General features: G+C 68.0%; 17 protein-coding genes. 6 read left to right on the plus strand and 11 right to left on the minus strand.

Annotated features, from left to right (window positions below; genetic code table 11):
- Positions 1-49: 49 nt before the first annotated feature.
- The 7 genes from ASE70_RS06505 to ASE70_RS06535 form a co-directional block, all read right to left on the minus strand.
- A complete protein-coding gene (locus ASE70_RS06505; RefSeq protein WP_056502672.1) occupies positions 50-2,998 on the minus strand; it encodes a TonB-dependent receptor domain-containing protein in 2,949 nt (982 codons plus the stop codon).
- A 196-nt stretch (positions 2,999-3,194) separates the two neighbouring features.
- Positions 3,195-3,857, minus strand: coding sequence for a GntR family transcriptional regulator (locus ASE70_RS06510; protein WP_056502675.1), 663 nt, complete (start codon positions 3,855-3,857; stop codon positions 3,195-3,197).
- A 76-nt stretch (positions 3,858-3,933) separates the two neighbouring features.
- Positions 3,934-5,169, minus strand: coding sequence for an NAD(P)/FAD-dependent oxidoreductase (locus tag ASE70_RS06515; protein WP_156356059.1), 1,236 nt, complete (start codon positions 5,167-5,169; stop codon positions 3,934-3,936).
- The gene (locus ASE70_RS06520) at positions 5,166-6,581 is read right to left on the minus strand and encodes an amino acid permease (protein WP_056398561.1); all 1,416 of its coding nucleotides are present in this window, start codon (positions 6,579-6,581) and stop codon (positions 5,166-5,168) included. Before ASE70_RS06520 ends, ASE70_RS06515 begins: the two co-directional genes overlap by 4 nt.
- 34 nt (positions 6,582-6,615) lie before the next feature.
- Positions 6,616-7,611, minus strand: coding sequence for a 4-hydroxyproline epimerase (locus ASE70_RS06525; RefSeq protein ID WP_056502735.1), 996 nt, complete (start codon positions 7,609-7,611; stop codon positions 6,616-6,618).
- Entirely contained in the window at positions 7,611-8,546 is a 936-nt protein-coding gene (locus tag ASE70_RS06530) for a dihydrodipicolinate synthase family protein (RefSeq protein ID WP_056502678.1), read from the minus strand. The genes ASE70_RS06525 and ASE70_RS06530 overlap by 1 nt, the downstream gene beginning before the upstream one ends.
- A 510-nt stretch (positions 8,547-9,056) precedes the next feature.
- A complete protein-coding gene (locus tag ASE70_RS06535) occupies positions 9,057-9,809 on the minus strand; it encodes an arylesterase (RefSeq protein WP_235519638.1) in 753 nt (250 codons plus the stop codon).
- A gap of 16 nt (positions 9,810-9,825) precedes the next feature.
- Between ASE70_RS06535 and ASE70_RS06540 the strand changes: the two genes are divergently transcribed.
- Positions 9,826-10,521, plus strand: coding sequence for an ABC transporter ATP-binding protein (locus ASE70_RS06540; protein WP_056502679.1), 696 nt, complete (start codon positions 9,826-9,828; stop codon positions 10,519-10,521).
- A gap of 346 nt (positions 10,522-10,867) precedes the next feature.
- A complete protein-coding gene (locus tag ASE70_RS06545) occupies positions 10,868-13,357 on the plus strand; it encodes an ABC transporter permease (RefSeq protein ID WP_056502683.1) in 2,490 nt (829 codons plus the stop codon).
- Between the two features lie 69 nt (positions 13,358-13,426).
- Here the strand turns inward: ASE70_RS06545 and ASE70_RS06550 are convergent, their stop codons facing one another.
- Positions 13,427-14,863, minus strand: a complete 1,437-nt coding sequence (locus tag ASE70_RS06550; RefSeq protein WP_056398553.1) for a DEAD/DEAH box helicase — start codon at positions 14,861-14,863, stop codon at positions 13,427-13,429.
- 259 nt (positions 14,864-15,122) lie between these two features.
- On the opposite strand from ASE70_RS06550, the gene ASE70_RS06555 reads away from it, so the two are divergent.
- The gene (locus tag ASE70_RS06555; protein WP_056398549.1) at positions 15,123-16,244 is read left to right on the plus strand and encodes a histidine kinase dimerization/phosphoacceptor domain -containing protein; all 1,122 of its coding nucleotides are present in this window, start codon (positions 15,123-15,125) and stop codon (positions 16,242-16,244) included.
- Positions 16,234-16,650, plus strand: coding sequence for a response regulator (locus ASE70_RS06560; protein WP_056398546.1), 417 nt, complete (start codon positions 16,234-16,236; stop codon positions 16,648-16,650). Before ASE70_RS06555 ends, ASE70_RS06560 begins: the two co-directional genes overlap by 11 nt.
- Here ASE70_RS06560 and recF read toward each other — a convergent pair.
- Entirely contained in the window at positions 16,632-17,705 is a 1,074-nt protein-coding gene (recF, locus tag ASE70_RS06565; protein WP_056398544.1) for a DNA replication/repair protein RecF, read from the minus strand. The two genes, ASE70_RS06560 and recF, sit on opposite strands and share 19 nt — an antisense overlap.
- Positions 17,706-17,830: 125 nt before the next feature.
- Between recF and ASE70_RS06570 the strand changes: the two genes are divergently transcribed.
- On the plus strand, positions 17,831-18,172 hold the full coding sequence (locus ASE70_RS06570; protein WP_056502685.1) for a hypothetical protein: 342 nt from the start codon (positions 17,831-17,833) through the stop codon (positions 18,170-18,172).
- A 117-nt stretch (positions 18,173-18,289) separates the two neighbouring features.
- Here ASE70_RS06570 and ASE70_RS06575 read toward each other — a convergent pair whose 3' ends face one another.
- Positions 18,290-19,039 (minus strand): Coq4 family protein, encoded by a 750-nt coding sequence (locus ASE70_RS06575; protein WP_056398536.1) that lies wholly within the window; start codon positions 19,037-19,039, stop codon positions 18,290-18,292.
- A gap of 221 nt (positions 19,040-19,260) precedes the next feature.
- A complete protein-coding gene (locus tag ASE70_RS06580; RefSeq protein ID WP_056398533.1) occupies positions 19,261-19,497 on the minus strand; it encodes a hypothetical protein in 237 nt (78 codons plus the stop codon).
- 94 nt (positions 19,498-19,591) lie between these two features.
- On the opposite strand from ASE70_RS06580, the gene ASE70_RS06585 reads away from it, so the two are divergent.
- A complete protein-coding gene (locus ASE70_RS06585; protein ID WP_056502686.1) occupies positions 19,592-21,409 on the plus strand; it encodes an ABCB family ABC transporter ATP-binding protein/permease in 1,818 nt (605 codons plus the stop codon).
- The last annotated feature ends 125 nt before the right edge of the window (positions 21,410-21,534 follow it).

The following is a 21,534-nucleotide window of genomic DNA, read 5'->3' on the forward strand; positions in this document are numbered from 1 at the left end:
CTTGCCCGGTGGCCGATACCGCAGGGGCACCGGCCACCGGTATCCTTCCTCAGAATTCGGCCGACAGACCGACGAAGAAGGTCCGTCCGGCGACATCGTACACGCCGGGATAGGTGTTGCCGTTGCCAAAGGACGCCAGCACGCCCTGCGCGATCGCCGGCGGGTCGCGGTCGAGCAGGTTGTTGACGCCGATGCGCAGCGCCACATCCTTCATCACCGTCGCGCTGGCCGCCAGATCGAAATAGTTGGCGACCGGCAGGCGCGAATTCACGACATAGGTCGATCCCTTCAGGTTCTCATCATCGGTGTTGAACGAGTTCTTCGTCGCCCCGATGTAGCGCCAGTTGAGCGAGATCGACCCCTTGCCGTCGGTGGAGGTCCAGGTGAAGCGCGCCTGGTGGCGCCACTCCGGGCTCGGCTGGCCGCAGGTCCCGCCGAACAGGCCTTTGCAGTCATAGGTGCCCAGGCCCGGCAGCGGCTCGGTCGTCAGTTCGCGCAGCCACGTTCCGACCATGCTCACGCTGAAATCGCCGAGGCCGGTGTCGACCCCGTAGTTTACCCCGAGGTCGAGACCGCTGGTGGCGAGCGAACCGGTATTCTGCGTCGTGGAGGTGACGAAGCCAGCGGTCGTCGCGTCGCCGCCGAACAGCACGCCGTTGCGCGGATTGCGGTTGAACAGCGAACAGAAGAACGGATCGCCGGTCGCGATGCACTGGCTGATCGTCAGCGTGACCGGGATCACGCCGATATAGTCCTTCACCTTGATGTTGAAATAATCGACCGACAGCATCAACCGCTTGGCGAAGCGCGGGGTCAGCACCAGCCCGGCGGTGTAGGTGTCCGCCTCTTCGGGGCGCAACGCCTGGTTGCCGCCGAAGAAGCCCGTGCACTGCTCGCTCGGGCATTCGATGATGTTGCCATATTGCGCGGCGGTGACGCCGGTATTCTGGCACTGCTGCAACGTCGCCGCCGGGCTGGTGCCGGAGCACGGGTCCTGCGTCGTCACGTTGCCCGGGCTTTGCGCCCCGAACAGTTCGGAAATATTGGGTGCCCGGATCGCGCGGTTATATCCGCCGCGCAGGCGCAGGTCGCGCGACGGCGCCCAGGCGATTTCACCCTTGTAGGTGGAAATGCCCTTGTCGTTGGTGCTGTAGTTCGAGAAGCGATAGCCGCCGGTCAGCGACAGTTCCCTGAAGAACGGCCGGTCCTCGACGATCGGCACCCGGACTTCGGTGAACCCTTCGGTCACATTGAAACCGCCCTCGATCTCCTTCGTGCCCTTGGCGAGCGCCAGCGCGTCGGCCCGGAATTCGAGCGATTCACGACGATGCTCGACGCCGAAGACCGCGCCGATCCCGCTATCGGCCCATGGCAGCTTCACGCCATATTCGCCGCCATCGACGGTCAGCGTGCCCGACAGGACCGTTTCCTTGTCCAGCCCTTCGGTGCTGGTCGGCGCATAGACATAGGCGAGCGCCGCCGCGGTCGGCCCGCCGAACTGGAAGACGTTGAGCGGAACGCAGCTCGGGTCCGAACCGTCGACGACCGAACGGCACGTCGGCACGCCATTGACCAGATCGACCTTCAGCGCGCGGTTGGCGCGTTGCGGGTCGATGTCGTTCCGATACGTCTCGTTATAAATCACCGTCGAGAACAGCGCATTGGCATCGTAGCGGATACCCGGCGCGATCTCGCCCCGGAAACCGCCGCTGACGCGATAGTCGGTGTGACGCAGGTCGTCGCGGCGCGGCTGGGCCGGGGCGGCGACCGGACGATAGCCGATATAGACGTCCTGGTTGACGTTGGTGCCCGCCGCCGCGCTGCCGCACAGCAACCCTGCCTGCTGTGCGCTCATCAGCGGGTTGTTGCAGTTGATCGAGTACGGATACCCCTGGAACAGGGCCGACGGCGCGACCTGCGAATTGGTGCGATCGTCCATGAACATGAAGCTGCCATAGACTTCCACGGCCGGATTGACTTCATACTTCGCAAAGGCACCGGCGATGAAGCGGGTGTCATTGCGCTGGAAGTAATTCAGCGGCGCGTAGTTGTAGCGGAAGTCGGGGTTATACTGGACCCAGGTCTTCTGACCGTCCTTGGTATTGTTATACCCGCCGGCGGCGATGCCCGAGCGCAGCGGCACGAACCGCCCATACTGATTGTTCGACGATCCACCACAGGTCAGCGACGTCGCCGCCGACGGCGTGCCGGAGAACACCGGATCGAGCGCGCAGGCCGATACGTCGCGGTTATATTGCAGGATCGGCTTCACGTCGCGATAGCCGAAATAGGCGGTCACGTTGCCGCGATCCTCGGCGAAATTGGCACCCAGCGCGATGTTCGCGTCGAAACGCTGTCCATCGACCGGGCTGCGCAACGCCGGGGTGAACCCCGCGCCGACGACCCGCGCACGGTTCGCGGCATTGTCGTTCTGATGCGCCGAAAAGCCATATTGCACGTCGGTCTTCACACCGTTCAGATTATCGCGCAGCACGAAGTTGATGACGCCCGATACCGCGTCGGACCCGTACACCGCCGACGCGCCGCCGGTCACGACGTCGACCCGCTGCACCATGAACGACGGGATGAAGTTCAGGTCGGTCGCCTGGATCGGCAGCAGGCGCTGCCCGTTGACGAGCACGAGGTTACGATTGCTGCCGAGGTTGCGCAGGTTCACCTTCGCGGTCCCGTCCGATCCGTTCGACACATTCTCGTTCGCGTCCGGCGTGATCTGCGGCAGGCGATTGAGGACGCTCTCGATATTGGTTGCGCCCTGCAACCGGATCTCGGCGGCATCGACGGTCGTGATCGGGCTGTTGCTCATCACCCCCGGCTGGGCAAGGCGCGTGCCGGTGACGGTGATGACCTCGTCACCACTCTCGCTCGCTTCGCCGGCGACCTGACCATCGGTCGTCGCCTGCGCGAAGGCCGGCAAGGCGTTCCCAAGCACCAGCGCGGTCACCGCCGCGGATGCCAGCAATCTCGTCATACGTTGCATCGTCAACCCCCCGTTGTTTGGGAGGAACATACACATCGAAACGGAGTCATCAAATATATTATACTATGTACGAGCAGTAAAATTGTCAGATCGAGGCCTGTGGTGTCGCTTCCATGCGGGACAGGGATGAAAATCGTCACGGTATGACGATCGGCACCGTTGGTGACGATGGCGTGATACCGGTTGGTGCCGCCCGTCAGGCGGCGGGCGCGTCGCTCTGGAATTCGCGGCGCAGGTCGACCACCGTCTGCTCGATATGGCCGTACATCGCCTCACGCACCGCCACGGCATCGCGGGCCAGCCAGCGATCGAGCAGCTCGGCATGTTCGTCGTTCGCACGCTGGTCGCGACCGAGCGGCTCCAGATGCTTGCGGACATAGCGTTCGCCCAGCACGTGCAGCCGCTCCAGGACCGTCGTGGTGATCGGCTGACGCGACGGGCGCAGCAGCGCGAGGTGGAAGGCGCGGTTGAACGCACCGACCCCTTCGCCATGCGCGTTGGTGGCCGCGTCGAGTCGCGCAAGGGTCCGGGTCGCCGTCTCGCGCTCCGCCTCGGTCGCGCGCACTGCCGCCGCCGCCGCAATCTCCGGCTCCAGCCGCAGACGCAGGGCATAGACTTCCTCGGCTTCGTCGATGGTGAGCTCGCGCACGAAATAGCCGTGATTGGCGCGCGACCGCAGCAGTCCTTCCTGCTCCAATCGGGTCAGCGCCTCGCGCAGCGGGATCTTGCTGACCCCCAGTTCGGCGGCCAGCGCGTCCTGCCGGATTGCCCGGTCCTGCTCGACCCTGCCGGCAAGAATGCGGTCGCGGACCAGATCGACGAGCTGGTCGGACAGGTTGCGGATGATGATGCCGGTCATGGAAAGCGCCTCGCCCGGTCGGGGTAGTCCGGGATTGCTGCCTTAACTTGGCGGCAGGACGACGCGCAACCGCGCCTCACCCGAAACGTCCCAGATCGAACGGCGTCAGGTCGACCGCCGGCGTCTCGCCATGCAGCAGCGCCGCCAGCGCCTCGCCGGTCGTCGCCGACAGCGTGAGACCGAGATGCTGATGGCCAAAGGCATAGGCGATCGCCCCGCGCCGCCCGATCGCGGGCAGATAGTCGGGCAGCGTCGGCCGTGCGCCCATCCACGGTTCGACCGGTGCGCCGATCGACAGGCCGAGGCTGGCAACGTGCCCGCGCAACCGCGCCCATTTCCGGGGGTCGGGGGCCATGTCGATCCGCGCGAATTCGACGATGCTCGCCGCGCGCAGCCGATGGGCGAAGCGGGTGACGATCATCGAGCGGTCCTCGAACACCACCGGCGGCATATCGGCGGGCCAGTCGCCCGGATTCCCTTCGATATGATAGCCGCGCTCGGCGATCAGCGGCGCGGACAGGCCGGCCGGCGCGACCAGCGCGGCGGACGCCGCCCCGGCCGCGACCACCGCCACGTCAGCGGCGTGGGTCGTACCGTCGTCCAGCGTCACCCGCCCGTCGCGGCCGACCGCGCGCACCCGGCCCCGCACGAACGTCCCGCCCTGCGCCGCGAAGCGCGTGGTCAGCGCCTCGCCCAGGGCGGTCGTATCGACGATCTGCCCGCTGCCGACGAACCGGATCGCGCCGGCGATCGGAACGTCGGTCAGGGCGCGAAGCTGCGCCAGTTCCTCAGGCGTCGCATCGCGCACGCTCGCGGTGCCGGTATCGGCCGCCATCCATCCGCGCCGGCCCCGCGCCGCGCTGTCCGGCGTTTCCCACACCACGAAATGCCCGTCGACGCGCAGCAGGTCATCCGCGTCCGCCTCCGCCAGCACCTGTCGCCACGCGGGGATCGCGGTCGCGAGCAGCGCCGACAGTGCCGCCTTGCCACGCCGGAACCGCGCCGGACGCGCCGCGAGCAACATCCGCAAACTGAACGGCAACCACGCTCCGATCGCGCGCGGCGGCAACGCCAGCGCGCCCCCGCGCGAGAACAGCCGGCCCGGCACGCTCCGGATCGTCGCCAGCGACGCGAGCGGTTCGACCTGTTCGACCGCGATATGCCCGGCATTGCCCCATGACGCGCCCCGCCATGGAGCATCGGGCGCGACGATCGTCACCGCCGTGCCGCGCCGTTGCAGCGCCAGCGCGACGTTCAGCCCGACGACGCCGTCGCCGATGACGATCGCGGTCGCGGGCGCGCGCTCGATCATCCGCGTGCGCGCACCAGACTGCGCGCACGGCCATAGCCGAGGTAGAAGACGACCCCGACCACGTTCCACAATCCGAACCGGACCAGCGTCTGCGTCGGCAGGCTGACCAGCAGGTACAGACAGCCGAGGATCGCCAGCGTCCCCACCACGAACGGCGCGGGGCAGCGGAACACGCGCGGCATGTCGGGTGCCCGCTTGCGCAGCACCATCATGCACGTCGCGACCGCGATGAACGCCAGCAGCGTCCCCGCATTCGCCAGTTCGGCGATCTCGTCGAGCCGGAAGAAGCCCGCCACCGCCGCCACGAACACGCCGGTCACCATCGTCACCAGCGCCGGCGACCCGGTCCGCGCCGACACCCGGCTGAGCGAGCGCGGCAACAACCCGTCGCGCGACATCACGAAGAAGATGCGGCTCTGCCCGTACATCATCACCAGAATGACCGACGGCAGCGCGATCAGCGCCGCCAGCCCGATCGCCCACGCCGCGAACGGATGCTGCAACGTCCGCAACACATAGGCCAGCGGCTCGGCGGAGCGGCCGAGGTCGACATAGCTGACCGCCCCGATCGCTGCGACCGCGACCCCCATATAGATGGCGGTGCACGCCGCCATCGACCCGATGATCCCGATCGTCAGGTCGCGGCCCGGATTGCGTGCCTCCTCGGCAGAGGTCGCGACCGCATCGAAGCCATAAAAGGCGAAGAACACGATCGCCGCCGCCGCCATCACCCCGCGCGTCGCCCCGCCCTGCACCTGACTGCCAAAGCCGTAAGGCATGAACGGTTCGAAATTGCTGCCCGAAAACGCCGGCAGCGCGAAGAAGACGAACACCGCCAGCGCGACCATCTTGATCGCGACCAGCGCGATGTTGAACGTCGCGCTCTCCTTGGTCCCCGCCACCAGCATGCCCGCGATGCCCAGCGCCACCAGCACGGCGGGCAGGTTCACCAGTCCCCCGCCATGCGGCCCCGACAGCAACAGCGGCGGCAGATGCACCCCGGCACTCTGCAACCATCCGACCAGATAGGCGGACCATCCGACCGCCACCGTCGAACAGGCCAGCGAATATTCGAGGATCAGGCTCCACCCGACGATCCACGCGATACTCTCGCCGATCACCGAATAGGTATAGGTGTACGCGCTGCCGGCGGTCGGGATCAGCGTCGCCATCTCGGCATAGGCCAGCGCCGCGCAGGCGCACACCGCGCCCGCAATCGCAAAGGACAGGATCACCGCCGGCCCGGCCCGATCCGCGCCGACCCCGGTGAGCGTATAGATGCCGGTCCCGACGATCGCGCCGATCCCCAGCGCGATCAGATGCGGCCAGCTCAGCGTCTTGCGCAGCTTGCGGTCCGGATCGGACTCGTTCGCGTCAAGGGGCTTCAGCGGCCCCAATATCCCTCGTGCCAAGCCCCTGCCCCCTCGTTCGTGTTCTAGTGCCGCATCATACCACGGTGAATCCGGCGAAGAACGGGTCCTCGCGATCGATCCAGATCGTGTTGAATCCCGTGGCGATCGCCGATCCCTCGATCGACGGGATGATCGCGGCCTGCCCGCCGATCATCGTCTCCGCCTCGACCCGCCCGACGAAGCGGCTGCCGATATAGCTTTCATGCACGAAGCGGTCGCCGACCTGCAACCGCCCGGTCGCCGCCAGATGCGCCAGCCGCGCCGACGTGCCGGTCCCGCACGGGCTGCGGTCGATCGCGCGTTCGCCATAGAAGACCGCGTTGCGCCCGTCCGCGCCGTCGCCCTTCGGCCGGTCGGCCCACAGCACATGGCTGACGCCCCGGATCGTCGGTTCCAGCGGATGGACGGGGTCATAGATCGCCTGCACCTGCTCGCGGATGGTCCGGCTTAACTCTACGAGCCGCGCCGCGCCGAGATCGTCGAGGCCGGTATAGGCCCCCTGCGGTTCGATGATCGCATAGTAATTGCCGCCATAGGCGACATCGATCGACAGCGGGCCGAAGCCCGGCACGTCGATCCGCACATCCCGCGCCGCCAGATAGGCGGGCACGTTGCGGATCTTGACCGATCGCACCCGGTTGCCCTCGGCGACATAATCGATGTCGATGATGCCGGCCGGCACCTCGACGCGCAGCCTGCCCGGCTCGCGCGGGGTGATCAGGCCGTTCTCCAGCCCGAAGGTGATCATTCCGATCGTGCCGTGCCCGCACATCGGCAGGCAGCCCGATGTCTCGATGAACAGGATCGCCGCATCCGCATCGCCGCACGGCGGGTACAGGAACCCGCCCGACATCATGTCGTGCCCGCGCGGCTCGAAACACAGCCCGGTGCGGATCCAGTCGAACCGCGCCAGGAAATCCTGCCGCCGCTCCGCCATGCTGGCACCCCGCAACAGCGGCGCGCCCCCGGCCACCAGACGGACGGGATTGCCCGCCGTGTGGCCGTCGATGCAGAAGAAGGTGTGGCGCATCAGGCGGCGAGCGCCGCCTTGAGCACCGGGCGGGTCGCCGCGCACTTTTCGACCATCGCGATGACCTCGGCCCGGCGCGCGCCTTCGAGCGGCAGGCGCGGCAGGCGGACGCGTTCCGACCCGCGACCCATGATCTCTTCGGCCAGCTTGATCGACTGGACCAGATCATGTTCGGCATCGAGGTGCAGCAGCGGCATGAACCAGCGATAGATGCGCCGCGCCTCTTCCCAGTCGCCACGATAGACCGCCGCGATCAGCGCGACCGATTCCTGCGGGAACGCGCTGGTCAGGCCCGATACCCAGCCGCTGGCGCCGAGCAACATGCCCTCCAGCGCGACGTCGTCCAGACCCGCCATCACGATATAGCGGTCGCCGAACCGGTTGATGACGTCGGTGAAGCGGCGCGGATCGGGCGCGCTTTCCTTGACCGCGACGATGTTCTTGACCGGATCGAGCAGCTCGAGCGTCGCGAAGTCGACCGACACCCGGTATGCGGGCGGATTGTTGTACAACATGATCGGCAGGCCGGTCGCGTCGGCAACGGTGCGAAAATGCGTCGCCAGTTCGTTCGGCGTCGGCACATAGACCATGGCCGGCAACAGCATCAGCGCATCGACGCCGATCGCCTCGACCTCCTGCGCGAACTCCGCCGCGCGGTGCGTCGTGAATTCGGACACGCCGCATACCAGCGGCACGCGCCCGCCGACCGCTTCGACACCGGCGCGCAGCACCGCATGCTTTTCCGCTACGTCGAGCGAATTATTCTCGCCACAGGTGCCGAGCAGGATCAACCCGTCGACACCATCCTCGACCAGCGCTACCAACCCACGCTGCGTCGCGTCGATATCGACCGAACCATCCGCCGCGAACTGCGTCGTCGCTGCGGGATAGACGCCCGTCCACATGCTCGAACCAGAAACCACATCATCCTCCATGATCGTGATTTTCGTATACGATATTAAGTCGATGCTGCCAACTGAAATCGGGCGATTTTTTTGCGGGTACGGACTGCGTCCGTTGCGAGGGCGGCAAATTCGGAAAATGGCGGGCGTTTGAGCGGATTATACCGCCGTTCGGACATTCACGACGGCTTTGCGGGTCGGTCGTACCCCGGCGAAGGCGAGACCGCTACGAAAGTAGCAAGCTTGGCCAAAAACTCGCCGTACCCCCGCGCAGGCGGGGGTCCAGAGCCAATGAAAACAACGACTTGCGCATGGAACCCTGGACCCCCGCCTGCGCGGGGGTACCGCAAGGGGGAGGGGCTTGGGACTTTCGCAAAGGTCTTGGGAGGCCAAGGGCCAGACGGCCGACGTCGGTACCGTACCCGAAAGCTTTCCCGACGGAATCTCGGCGTCCGCAAGACCGCTGCGACCGTGCCGACGCCCGATCCCCTGCCGTTAAGCGCGAGACTCCTGCAAGAGCCGCCGCGCACCCGCCCGCCCCCCTCACCCCGCCGGGTCGATCGCCCGCAGCCGCCCGGCGACCACCGGCCCCAGCCGCGCGACGATCCGGTCGACCCCTTGCGCATTGGGGTGGATGCCGTCGGGCAACATCAACGCCCGGTCGCCCAGCACGCCCGCCAGAATGAACGGATCGAGCGTCGCGTCATATCGCTTCGCCATGTCCGGCCAGATGCGGTTGAACGTCGCGGCATAGTCCGGCCCTAGATTGGGCGGCACCAGCATGCCGGTCAGCACCACCGGAATGCCGCGCTTCTGCAACTCCTCCAGCATCGCGACGAAATTGGCCCGCGTCTCGGCCGGCGGAATCTGGCGCAGCACATCATTGCCGCCCAGCCCCAGCAGCACGAGGTCGGGTTTCCGGTCGAGCCGGTCGAGCGTATAGGCCAGCCGCTGCCGCCCCGCCGCGCTGGTATCGCCCGAAATCCCGCCATTCACGACCCGCGCGTTGATGCCGTCCGCGCGCAACGCATCCTGCAGATCGTCGGGCAGGCTGTCCCCGCGGGCGAGGCCATAGCCGGCATACAGGCTGTCACCGAACGCCAGCACCAGCCGCTCCGGCCCGGCCACCGGCTTCACCGACGCCGCCTTGGGGCTTGCGGCGGACGCGGCATTGCTCACCGTCATCTGGATGGTCTCATTCCCCTCCGACAAATCGGGCTGGCCGCATCCCGACAGCAGCAACGCGCCTTGGAGAATGGCGAACGCGCCCGCATATGTGGGTCCCTGCTTCGTCACTGGCGACAAACCTTCCATGCAATCCGTTTCGAACGATATGGTCATCGACGCGTGCGGTGTCACCCTGACGCTGGGCGAAGGCGACGCTGCGACCCGCATCCTGCACGGTATCGACCTTGCCGTCCCTGCCGGGACCAGCGTCGCGCTCTTGGGTGCGTCGGGATCGGGCAAGTCGTCGCTGATGGCGGTGCTGTCCGGCCTAGAGCGCGCGACCGGCGGGCAGGTCCATGTCGCCGGTGCCGACTTCGGTGCGATGGGCGAGGATGATCTGGCGCGGGCACGACGCGGCCGGATCGGCATCGTGCTACAGGCATTCCACCTGCTGCCGACGATGACCGCGCTCGAAAACGTCGCGGTACCGATGGAACTGGCCGGGGTGGCCGACGCCTTCGCCCGTGCCGAGGCCGAACTGGCATCGGTCGGTCTCGCCCACCGCCTCCACCATTATCCGACGCAATTGTCGGGCGGCGAGCAACAGCGCGTCGCGATCGCCCGCGCGCTGGCCGGACGCCCGGCGCTGGTCTTTGCCGACGAACCGACCGGCAATCTCGACCGCGCGACCGGCCATGCGGTCATGGACCTGCTGTTCGAACGCCGCGCCGCGACACAGGCGACCTTGCTGGTCATCACCCACGACCCGGCGCTGGCCGAACGCTGCGACCGGGTGGTCGAACTGGCCGATGGCCGGATCGCGCGAGACAGCGGGCAATGAGCGTTGCGCTGCGAAAGCCGCGCTTGCCCTCCCCAGCGAAGGCAAGCCCGATGCGAACGTCCCGGCCGGAGCCCCATCCACGCCGTACCCCGGCGGAGGCCGGGGTCCAGTTGGCAAGGTCTTTCGGTAGGATACTGACGTCCCCCAACTGGGCCCCGGCCTTCGCGGGGGTACGGATTTCGGACGTTCGCAGCGCTTTCGTACAGGCCCCACATCCACAAAAGCCCGAACCGCACGCCCCCCACCGTACCCCCGCGCAGGCGGGGGTCCAGAGCGGCACACGCGACCGGCGTTTCTGCTTGGCTCCGGACCAGCCAACCCGCACGCCCCCCCCCCGAGCCACCGCATGACCGACTGGCGTCTCGCATGGACCTTCGCGCGTCGCGAACTCGATGCCCGCTTCCGTGGGCTGCGGCTATTGCTGGTCTGCCTGATCCTCGGCGTCGGTGCGCTGGCCGCGATCGGCAGCCTGACGCGCTCGATCACCGGCGAACTGTCCGCGCGCGGCCAGAGCCTGCTCGGCGGCGACCTCGAACTGTCGGTGTCGCAGCGCACCGCCGATCCGGCCGAGCGCCGGTCGATGGCGAGGCTGGGTCGCGTGTCCGAAACGCTGCGGATGCAGTCGATGGGTGTCAACTTCGGCGGGGAAACGGCCCCGATCGAGCTGAAAGCGGTCGACCGGTCCTATCCGCTCTATGGCGCGCTGACCCTGCAACGCGGCAACGCCCGCCCGCTGTCCCCGACCGAGACCTATGTGGGGCCGGCGCTGGTCGAACGGCTGAAACTGCGGGTCGGTGGCCCGGTCCGGTTCGGTACCGCGCGCTTCACCGTCGCCGGCATCATCGCCGACGAACCCGACCGGTTGAGCGAAGGATTCACCCTCGGCGCAGTGGCTTTGGTATCGCTGGAGGGATTGCAACGCACCGGCCTGATCGCGCCCGGCAGCCTGTACGAGAGCAAATACCGCATCGCCAGCCGCTATGACCCGGGGCAAGCGATCAAGGCGTTTACCGACCGCTATCCGGCGCAGGGCTGGGACAGCCGCACCCGCGACCGCGCCTCGCCGGGGGCCGAGCGTTTCCTGACGCGGATGGGCGAATTTCTGGTGCTGGTCGGCCTGACCGCATTGGTCATTGCGGGCATCGGGGTCGGCAACGGCGTGTCCAGCTACCTCGCCACCCGCCGGTCGAGCATCGCCACGCTGAAGGTGCTGGGCGCGACCTCCGGCCTGATCGCGCGTGTCTATCTGCTTCAGATCATGGCGGTTTCCGCGATCGGCATCGCTATCGGCCTTGCCATCGGCATCGCCGCCGTGCCGCTGATCGTCGCGGTCGCGGGCGATGTGCTGCCGGTCGCGCCCCGCTTCGCCATCCATCCCCTGCCGCTGGTACAGGCCGCCGCCTATGGCCTGCTCATCGCCCTCGCCTTTGCCGCGCCGCCGTTGCTGGCGGCAGGTGCGGTCCCTGCCGCCGGGCTGTTGCGCGGCGTCCATGACGGCCGTCGACCGCCGAGGTGGAAGGCGGCGGCATGGATGGGTGCAGCGTTCGCGGGGATCGTCGCGCTGGTCCTGACGACCAGCGAACGCCCATGGTTCGGCGCGGCGTTCCTTGCCGCCGCGGCAGGACTTCTCCTGCTACTATCGATACTTGGCTGGTCGATCCGCTGGGCCGCCGCGCGCCTGCCCCGCCCCCGCCGTCCGTTGTTGCGGCTCGCGGTCAGCGCGCTGCACCGCCCCGGCGCGCGTACCGGCGCGCTGGTCGTGGCGCTGGGCCTCGGCCTGACCCTGTTCGTGCTGCTGGCAACCATCCGCACCAGCCTCGACGCCAACATCGCCCGGACCGTTCCGGCGCGCGCCCCCGCGCTGTTCGCGCTCGACGTGCCCCCGGCCCGCGAATCGTCGTTCCGTGCAACCATCGTCAACTTCCAGCCCGACGCCGACATCCAGACCGTGCCGCTGATGCGCGGCACCATCACCGCCTATGGCACCACCCGCGTCGCCGACCTGAAAATCATTCCGGAGGGCGCCTGGGCACTGCGTGGCGAACGCGGCCTGACCTTCGCCCGCGACCTGCCGCCGGGCAGCGAACTGGTGGCGGGCAAATGGTGGCCCGCCGACTATGCCGGCGAACCGCTGGTCTCGGTCGACGAACGCATGGGCGAAGCGCTGAACCTGAAACTCGGCGATCCGCTGACGATCAGCGTTGCCGGCCAGGAACGCACCGCCCGCATCGCCTCGTTCCGCAAGATCGAATGGGACACGATGGGCTTCAATTTCGTGATGGTGTTCAGCCCCAACGCCCTGTCCGACGTACCGCATAACCTTGCCGCGACGATCACCATGCCGGGCCGCGAACGCGCCGTCATCCGCGCGCTGTCGGTCCGCTTCCCGTCGACATCGGTCGTCGAGGTGCGCGACGTGATCGGGCAGGTCCGCGATATCGTGTCGCAAATGGCCACCGCCATCGCTGCCGCGGCGGGCATCGCCATCCTCGCCGGCATCGCGGTGCTGATCGGCGCGATCGCCGCCGCGCGCGAAACCCGGACCTATGATTCGGTGATCCTGAAGACGCTCGGCGCGACGCGTGGCCAGATATTGGCGGCGCAGGCGCTCGAATATCTGTTGCTCGCCGTCATCCTCGCCGCCCTCGCCGCCGCGATCGGGATCGCGGGCGGGTGGTATGTCGTGGTCGAACTGTTCGCGTTCGACTGGCTGCCCGACTACCGCGCGATCGGCCTGACGCTGGCGACGGGGGTCGGGGTGACGTTGGGGATCGGCCTGCTCGGCGCGTTGCCGATCCTGAGTGCGAGACCGGCCCGGGCGTTAAGAGAACTGTAAAATCCTCCCCGTGCCGGAGAGGATAGAAGTCACAAAAAACCCCGGCAGTTGCCTGCCGGGGCTTTTCGATCAAACCGCTGCGCGGGGAGCGCCGCCCCGACCGCGACCGCCCCGGCCGCGACCGCCGCCGGCACCGCCGCCACCCGGACGACCGCCGCCACCGGTACCGGCCTCACGCTGCGGCGGGCGACCACCGCCCTGCCCTTCGCTGCGCTGCGGCTGACCGCCGCGGGCCGGACCACCGCGACCATGCGCCGGCTTGGCACCATGGGCATGGGTCGCGCGCGGACGCGCCGGGCCGCGCTCGCTGGGCAGACGCTCGGGACGATCGGGGGCATAGGGCGCGCGGCTCGCCTTGATCTGCGCGCTCTGTTCGAGGAAGTCGGCAGGCAGCGGCACGACCTCGATCTTCTGCTTGGTCAGCCGCTCGATCCCCTTCAGGAACGGCCGCTCGTCATCGGCGCAGAAGCTGAACGCCACGCCCGACGCACCCGCGCGCGCCGTCCGCCCGATGCGGTGGACATATTGTTCCGAAACATTGGGCAGTTCGAAGTTCACGACATGGCTGACCCCCGACACGTCGATACCGCGCGCGGCGATGTCGGTCGCGACCATGATCGGAACGGTGCCGTCGCGGAACGCGGCCAGTGCCTTCTCACGCTGCGGCTGCGACTTGTTGCCGTGGATCGCGTTCGACGCGATGCCGTTGGCTGCCAGCAGCTTCACGACGCGGTCGGCGCCATGCTTGGTGCGGGTGAACACCAGCGCGCGATCGATCTTCGTGTTGCGGAAGAACATCGTCAGCAGCGCCTGCTTCTCGGTCTGCTGCACGTGCGTGACATATTGCTCGACGCGCTCGGCGGTCGACGACACCGGCGTCACCGCGACGGTCGCCGGATCGGTCAGATACTTGTCGGCCAGTTCGCGGATATCCTTCGGCATGGTCGCCGAAAAGAACAGCGTCTGACGCGACTTGGGCACCATCGACACGATGCGGCGCAGCGCGTGGATGAAACCGAGGTCGAGCATCTGGTCGGCTTCGTCGAGCACGAGGATCTCGAGCTCGCCCAGGCCGAGGCACTTCTGGTCGATCAGGTCGAGCAGCCGGCCCGGCGTCGCGACGAGGATGTCGACACCCGCCGCCACGTCGCGGATGTTGCGCGGCACCGGCACGCCGCCGAACACGGTGGCGACGGTCAGCTTGCTGTGCTTGGCATAGGCGCGGGCATTGTCGGCGATCTGGCTGACCAGTTCGCGCGTCGGGGCCAGCACCAGCATGCGGCAGCGCATCGGGCGGCGACGGACATTAGCCTTTACCAACAGGTCGATCGACGGCAGCACGAAGGCGGCGGTCTTGCCGGTACCGGTCTGGGCGATGCCCAGCAGGTCGCGCCCTTCGAGCACGAGCGGGATCGCGTCGCGCTGGATCGGGGTGGGGGTTTCGTAATTCTTGGCGGCGAGCGCGTCGAGAATCGACTTCGACAAGCCGAGTGACTGGAAGGTCATGGCAGTTCCTGAAATAGGGTCCGGCACCCGAAACGCAGCAAGGCGCACGGGCAGCGGGCAAAAAATTGCGACCCGCGTGACTAGGGAAGCCGGTTGGAGCTGCGACGCGTAGCCGAGACCATCACGGTCCGATCACGCTGCCTGAAAAAGCGTCGCTGCACTGCGGTAGATACGCGAGACGGTCGCGATGGTCAAGCCACCGTCCGTTTTGCTTGTTTTCGCTATGGCAACCCGCAGATGAACACCGTACAGCCCGGATATGAACGAACTCGCCGCGTTCGGCGCGCCTTCCGGCGGTCCTGTTGCCGCCGACCCGGTCGACAACCTGCCGCGCCGCCAGTTGCGCTTGCTGGGGGAAGCAGCTGACAGGATGCTGGCCGCCGACGACCCGGCGGCGATGGTCGAGGACCTCTTCGCGCTGATCGCCGACGAATTGCGGCTCGACGTGTTCTTCAACTATCGACTGGACGCCGACGGCCTCACGCTGGTCGCCCATGCCGGCCTGACCGAGGCGGAGGCCGCGGCCGGTGGGCGGCTGGAGGTGGGGCAGGCAGTGTGCGGCTATGCCGCCAAGGAACGCCGCGCGATCGAGGCATTTGCGGTGCAGGCGTCGGACGATCCGCTGACCGGTTTCGTCCGGGACCTCGGGATCGACGCCTATGCCTGTACCCCGTTGATCCATGGATCGACGCTGCTCGGCACGCTCGGCTTCGGGCGGCGCTGGACCGACCGGTTCGATGCCGACGAACTCGCCTTTCTCCATACCGTCTGCCACTATGTCGCCCTCGCCAAATACCGGCTGAAGATCGAGGCCGAGTTGCGGGAGGGGATCGCGATCCGCGAACGCCTGCTCGGCGAACTGAACCATCGCGTCCGCAACGCGCTGCAAACCGCGGTCGCCGTGGTCCGGCTGGGCGCGGCGGATACCAGCGACGACACGGCAAAGGCCGCGCTGGCCGCCGCCGCCGCCCGGCTCGAAGTACTCGCCGCCGCCCATCGGCCGCTCTATGCCGTCGACACGCCGACCCAGATCGATATCGCCGCGCTGCTGGATGCGATCACCGAACGCGGCGATGGCGATCCGGTCGAGGTGACGACGCGCGGCACCGCCTGCCTGCCGATCGAACAGGCCGTCGCCGTCGCGCTGCTGGTCCATACGATGCTGGACCCCGATCCCGAGGCGCTGACGGCGGTCGTGATCGACGCCGGCGAGGATGCGATGCACATCGCCCTGACCGGTCCGACGATGGGGGTCGCCCGTCCCGCGCTCGACGATGGCCGTCTGGTGCGGGGCCTGTCGCGGCAGCTGCGCGCCACCGTCGCGCGCAACGGCACCGACCGCCTCACTCTCTCCATTCCGGGACGTGCCCATGGCGGATAAGCTGCGGATCATGCTGGTCGAGGACGAAGCGATCGTCGCGATGCTGGTCGAGGATGCGCTGACGCTGCACGGCCATATCGTCACCGGCATCGCCGATACGCAGGCGAGCGCGCTGGCGCTGGCCGAAGCCGACCGGCCCGATCTCGCGCTGTGCGACGTGCGGCTGGCGCAGGGGGATTCGGGCCGGACCGTCGCGGTCGCGCTGGCGGCGCGCGGCATCCCCTGCTTGTTCCTCAGCGGCAATTGCCCCGACGTCGCCGACCACCCGCTGATCCTCGGCTGCGTCGCCAAGCCGTTCTATACCGCCGGCCTCGGTTACGCGATCGCGGCGGCGATGGCCCGCGTGCATGGCGAGGCCCCCGAGAAGATTCCGAACGAGCTGCGCTTCTACGCACCCGTCGACTGAACCTGCCCACCGGCGACGTGGAACCGCGTCGCGTCGCCGGCGATCCCATCGAACAGCCCGGCCTCGGTTCCGGTCAGCCACACCTGCCCCACGCCCGCCGCGCGCGCGAACAGCGCCGCGCGGCGTTCCGGATCGAGATGCGCCGCCACCTCGTCGAGCAACAGCACCGGCCGACGCCCGGCAGGCCCGGCGACCAGTTCGGCATGGGCGAGGACCAGCCCCAGCAACAGCGCCTTCTGTTCGCCGGTCGAACAGCGCGCCGCCGCCTGTCCCCGGTCGCGATCGGTGACGATCAGGTCGGCGCGGTGCGGCCCGCTCAGCGCGCGTCCCGCCGCCGCGTCGCGCGCGCGCCCCGCCGCCAGTTCGCGCGCGAACAGGGCGGCGTCGCCATGCCACCCCTCCACCGTCAGGGCGGCGCGCGGGAAATCGGCGGCGGGCGTCTGCGCGATCCGCGCGTCGAGCATCGCCACGCAATCGGCCCGCGCCGCACCCAGCGCCACGCCATGTTCGACCATCCGCGCCTCCAGCGCCGACAGCCAGTCGGGATCGGGTGCGGCATCCTCCGCCAGCAGACGATTGCGCTGCCGCATCGCCGCGTCATACCGCGTCGCCTGCGTGGCATGGCCGGGCAACAGCGCCAGCGTCATCCGGTCGAGAAAGCGTCGCCGCTCGCCCGCCGGTTCGACGAACAGCCGGTCCATCGCCGGGGTCAGCCACAGCACCGACAGCCATTCGGCCAGCACCGTCGCCGATGCCCCCGCCCCGTTCACCCGCACGATCCGCCGTTCTGGGGCATTGGCCTGCGTCCCCGTGCCCAGTCGCACATCGCCCGCCAGTTCGGCAGCGACGCCGAAGCCGCCCGCCCCGCCCTCGCGCGCCATGTCCGACAGCGCGGCACGACGCAGCCCGCGTCCGGGAGCCAGCAGCGATACCGCCTCCAGCACATTGGTCTTGCCCGCGCCGTTCGGCCCGCTCAGCACGACGAATCCCGGCCCCGGTTCGAGTGTCGCCGCCGCGTGATTGCGAAAGTCGGTCAGGGTCAGTCGGGTCAGCATCTGCGACCGACCGTTACCCGCGTGCCCCGCCCGACGGAACCCGCCATGGTTCCGGCCAGGTTATACGAACGCAACTTTCCGCGCCGCCGGGAATTTGGGTTGTCAAATTACAACAGGGATACGCCATGACCCGCTTCGCTCTTGCGGCAGCCGCCGCCTTCGCTCTCACCGCCTGCGCATCGCAGACGCCGGAGCAGCTACAGGCCGAACAGCTGCGCGATCAGGCCGATGCCGAAGCCGACGCGATCGAGGCCGCCGCCGAGAATCAGACGGCGCAGATGAAGGTCGAGGCCGAAGGGTTGCGCAACCAGGCGCAGCAGGCCGGCGGCTATGACGCCGAACGGCTGAAGGTCCGCGCCGACGCGATGAAGGACGAGGCAAAGCTGGTCGAGGAACAGGCCGAAGCCCGCGCCAAGGCCGTCCGCGATGCGGGCGAAGCGAAGGCGAGCGCGGCATTGGCCAAGTAAGCGCGACCTTCCGGAAAGGAAACGAACCCAGGGGTCGCCTTCACCCTTCCCCGCCATCGGCGTCTTTTCCCTCTCCCGGCGGGAGAGGGAGGGTGACCCAGTCGGTCGAGTTCGGCTCTAAATCCCCTGCAACCCCTGCTCGCGCAACCGCTGCTGCGCGGCGTGATACGCGACCGGCTCGGCAATGTTCAGCCGCCGCCGCGCCACGTCGAGCGGCTCGGCCAGCAAGGCCTCATAGGCCTCGGCATGGAGCCAGCGTGCGCGCCGGCCGTTGCGATACCCTTCCCACACCGCCTTCGCGAACGCCCGCTCGCCGGTGACGCGGAGCGACTTCAGTGCTGCGCCCAGCCCGATCGCTGCCCAGCCCAGTCCGCCGGTCTGCGCATAGGAAAACGCGACGAGGCACGCCTCGCCCAGATGCTCCTCGGCGGTATAGCCGGTCAGGACGTGCCAGATGTCGTGGACGTCGCGCTCGCGCCGACCGAACCAAGCGACCGGATGAGGTGCGTCCTGCCAGCCCTCGCCATCGGCATAGCTGATCTCCGCCAATCCCTGTGCCGAAAAACCGGTGCGGTCGAGGAACGCGCGATACTGTGCGCCGACGCTGCCGTCGGGCAGCGCATCGATCCATGCCCGGTTGGAGAAGCGCGTGGTCAGTTCGACATGCTCGTACGCGATCCGCCCGCCGCCCGGTTCGGTCAGCAACCGCGCATAATTGCGGTGGCTGGTATCGGCGTTGAGCGCGCGCATGATGCGGAACACCTGTACCGTATCATTGCCGTCCGCCAGCAACCGCCTGAGCGCCGCCCATGCCGTGCCCCAGTCGCGGCGCACCGGTTGTACCGCTTCGATCCCCTGCGTCGCCATCACCGACTCCGTTACTTACATCGCTGTAAGTATTCGCAAGCCGGCGCGTCGTCAAGCACGAGCCAAGCGTACCGTATCGCCACCGCAAGCGTCTGATCAGCTGCCTCGAAACGTCGCCCCAGCGGAGGCTGGGGCCTTGTTCGGCGCTTGTCCCGTGTCATCAGCCTGCACCGGGATGATGCCCGGTTCGATGGAGGTGGATCGGGCTTTGGTACGCCGGATCAACCGGCAGTCGGTTTTGCCCGCGATCGGCTCTCGGCGATCTGCGCTCCGCCGCGTTCGCACGATGCGCTGATGACCGGATAGGACAGGTCGGTATTGCGCGCGAGGATTGCGGGCATCGCCGCCTGACATTCCGCGACCGATTGATAGCTGGCCGGGGCGATCCGCTCGCGACTGCACGTCGCGCCGTCGTCGCCGCAGCCCAGGATCGCCATGATGTAGACCAAAGGTGCCATCGCCTGTCTCCTCCCCTGTTTCAATACGTTCGGGCACAGCTTGTTCCGACGAAGCGTTGCGCCGACGCGCCCGGTTCCCCAAATGGCGCTTGCAATGCCCCCCGATACCTCAACCGCCTCCGGCCCGACCCGGCCGATGCTGGCGACGCTCCGCCGATTCCTCCCCTATCTGTGGCCCGCCGGGTCCACGGGACTGAAGGTGCGCATCGTCGCCGCGCTGGCACTCGTCGTCGCGTCGAAGGTCGTGCAGGTGCGCGGCGCGCCGTTCGCGTTGCAGGGCGCGATCGACACGATGGCGGCGGGGTCGCGCGATGCGCTGTGGCTCGTCGTGGCACTGGTCGCGGGCTATGCCGCCGCGCGCTTCGCCGGCACCCTGTTCGACAACTTACGCAACGTCGTGTTCGAACGCGTTGGACAGGACGCGACGCGGCGGCTGGCGGCGTCGGTCTTCCGCCATCTCCATGCGCTGTCGCTGCGCTTCCATCTCGAACGGCGTACCGGCGCGGTGACCAAGGTGGTCGAGCGCGGGACCAAGAGCATCGACACGATGCTCTACTTCCTGCTGTTCAACATCGCCCCGACCATCCTTGAACTGGGCCTGGTGCTGTGGATCTTCGGCACGCGGTTCGGCAGCTGGCTGGTCATCGGCACGGTGGCGATGGTGGTGTTCTACATCGCCTTCACCCGCTGGGTCACCGACTGGCGGTCGTCCTTGCGCGAACGGATGAACGATCTCGACACCGGCGCGGTCGCGCACGCGGTCGATTCGCTGCTGAATTTCGAAACGGTCAAATATTTCGGCGCGGAGGAGCGCGAGGCGGCACGCTATGACAGCGCCGTCGCCGGCTATGCCGATGCGGCGGTGAAGTCCGAAAACTCGCTGGCGCTGCTCAACATCGGACAGGCGCTGATCACCGCGCTGATGCTCGGCGGCGGCATGGCGCTGATCGTCTTCGGCTGGGCGCGTGGGGTATTTTCGGCGGGTGACGTCGTGCTGGTCTCGACGCTGTTGACCCAGTTGTTCCGGCCGCTCGACCTGCTCGGCATGGTCTATCGCACCGTGCGGCAGGGCGTGGTCGATATGGGCGCGATGTTCGACCTGATCGACACCCCGGCCGAGGTCGTCGATGCCCCCGGCGCACCGGCGCTGACGGTCTCGCGCGGCCATGTCCGGTTCGAAAGGGTCGGCTTCGGCTATGGCGACGGTCGCACGATCCTGAACGGGATCGACCTCGACGTCCCGCCGGGCACTACGCTGGCGGTGGTCGGGCCGTCGGGCGCGGGCAAGTCGACGCTCGCCCGGTTGCTGTTCCGGTTCTACGATCCGACCGCCGGGCGCATCACCATCGACGGACAGGATATCGCCGCCGTGTCGCAGGCGTCGCTGCGCAGCGCGATCGGCATCGTGCCGCAGGACACGGTGCTGTTCAACGACACGATCGGCTACAACGTCGCTTATGGTCGCGCCGACGCGACCGCCGACGATATCGCGCGGGCGGCGCAGGGTGCGTCGATCGCGGGATTCATCGCCAGCCTGCCGCAGGGGTTCGACACCCGCGTCGGCGAGCGCGGACTGAAGCTGTCGGGCGGCGAGAAACAGCGGGTCGCGATCGCCCGGACGCTGCTGAAAAACCCGCCGGTGCTGATCCTCGACGAAGCGACCAGCGCGCTCGACAGCCGAACCGAAGCCGACATCCTCGCCACGCTGGAAGCGATCGAACGCGGGCGCACGACCATCGTCATCGCCCATCGCCTGTCGACCGTGGTCCATGCCGACCGTATCGTCGTGCTGGAGGGGGGCCGGGTCGTCGAAAGCGGCTCGCACGGCGAACTGCTCCGCGCGGGCGGCACCTATGCCGAGATGTGGGCGCGGCAGGCGGACGAGCGCGAGGCGGCGATGGCCGAAGCGTGAGGCAAATCGACATTCGGTTCCTGGTACGCGGGACGACTGCTCTATTCGCTATCGTCGCTCCCGCCTGCGCGGGAATGACGAACATTCGCGATCGTCGCTGAATGTCGATCCAACCTGGTGCCTGA

It is taken from the genome of Sphingomonas sp. Leaf22, assembly GCF_001421715.1.
Taxonomy (GTDB): Bacteria; Pseudomonadota; Alphaproteobacteria; order Sphingomonadales; family Sphingomonadaceae; genus Sphingomonas.